Source organism: Thermogutta sp. (genome assembly GCF_039793925.1).
In the GTDB taxonomy this organism is placed as follows: Bacteria; Planctomycetota; Planctomycetia; order Pirellulales; family Thermoguttaceae; genus Thermogutta.
Map to the genome: position 1 here is coordinate 1 of NZ_JBAMME010000068.1, position 1,507 is coordinate 1,507.

Here is a 1,507-nt window from a genome sequence, read left to right on the forward strand (position 1 = left end):
AAAAAGTTTCCAGCGGCCGGCTGGTTATTCTGTATCGTCCGAAATCATTCTTGGTATCCATATGGAAAAGCGCCACATCATAGCTCAGGTTGCCCCCGATTGTCCCGCGTGCCCCGACTTCTTCTCCCATCGAGGTGGCGGCTACTAAGTGGGTATTATATCCGCCATAAGCGTATGGATTGTTAACCAGCTCTTCTGTTCCCGGCGGCAAAAACCCCGTTCCCCAGCTGGCATACAGGCCGAAGTTGTTTTTCGGATTCCAGGTTACTCCAACTCGCCCGGTCATTCTTTCATAAGCTACTTTCCCGGAGAGGTCAACTCCACCGGCCTGAAGATGATCAGCTAAACGATTGGTCACTCGGTCATACCGTACAATTCCTGAAACTCCCCACTGCCGGCTGAGTTCAACTCTGTCCAGCAGAAAGGCGCCCAACCCGTTCTGGTACATATCCTGGTTGGATAAAAAGTCCGGTCCTTCGACGGCGTCGCCGAGGTTTGGATGTTTGAATTCGCCTATTGCCTGGTAAGCATAGTCAAAGCCGGCGCTCAAATAATTTTTCACCTGGCCTTCGCCGCCTTCGCCCAACCGATGATTGAATTGCAGGCTGACTCCCGGCGTATCAATTGAGCGATGGATGACCGATGAGGGGACGGCTTCAGTGTAATTGGTGTGCCGGTAATAGGTGGTAACATTCATATCGAGGTTGTCGGCCAGACCGATAGAAGCCACCACTCCGTTGGTTACTCTTTTGGTTCTCTGATATTCATTGTAAGTGTAGGAATCGGGATTGGCCAAGCGGCGCAGTGTTTTCACATCGCTCATGAACCAATTAAGGTTCAGACCCTCGGGATTCTGGTTGAAGAAATTGGTCCAGCCGACCAGATAGGTGATTTTAACTTTCGGGCTCAAGGTAAAATTGAACTTGCCCCAGGAGTTGTCGGCACTGTAGGCTGAGTGCTCGCGATAACCGGTGCCATTTAATATTGAACCGCTGATGTGGTAATTCATCACGCCGACGGTTCCGCCAAAATCAGCCTGGCCTTTTTTCAGGCCGTAGGCGCCGCGGACGACACTGGCCCCACCGGAAAATGGATCTGAGCCCCCGTCCTTGGTGAAAATGTTGATGATGCCTCCTGATGAGCTGCTGCCGTAAAAAGCGGCGGCTGGGCCGCGCAACACTTCGATGCGGCGGACATTGGTCCAGTCCACATCGTAAAAATCAGAGATGTAACCGGATGGATCATCGAGCGGGATGCCGTCAACCATTGCCCGGATGCCGCGGGTGCAGCGCTCGGTTAAAATGCCCTCGCCTCTGATTGAGATGTGGACTCGCTCGCCGTCGGCCTGGTTATCAACCTTGACTCCGGGAACCAACTTCATTACTTCATCAATGGCGATAGTGCGGGGGAGATTTTTCAGCACTGGAGATTCTACGACCGTAGTGGCCGCTGGATTTTGCTTAAGTGGGATTTCAACTCGGGGGGCGGTTACCAGGATTTCATATTG

The 1,507-nt window shown here is 52.5% G+C and carries 1 protein-coding gene; it reads right to left on the reverse strand.

What is annotated here, in order from left to right:
* The coding region (locus ABJK56_RS02100; protein WP_347243011.1) for a TonB-dependent receptor at window positions 1-1,507 on the reverse strand (1,507 nt) is incomplete at both ends.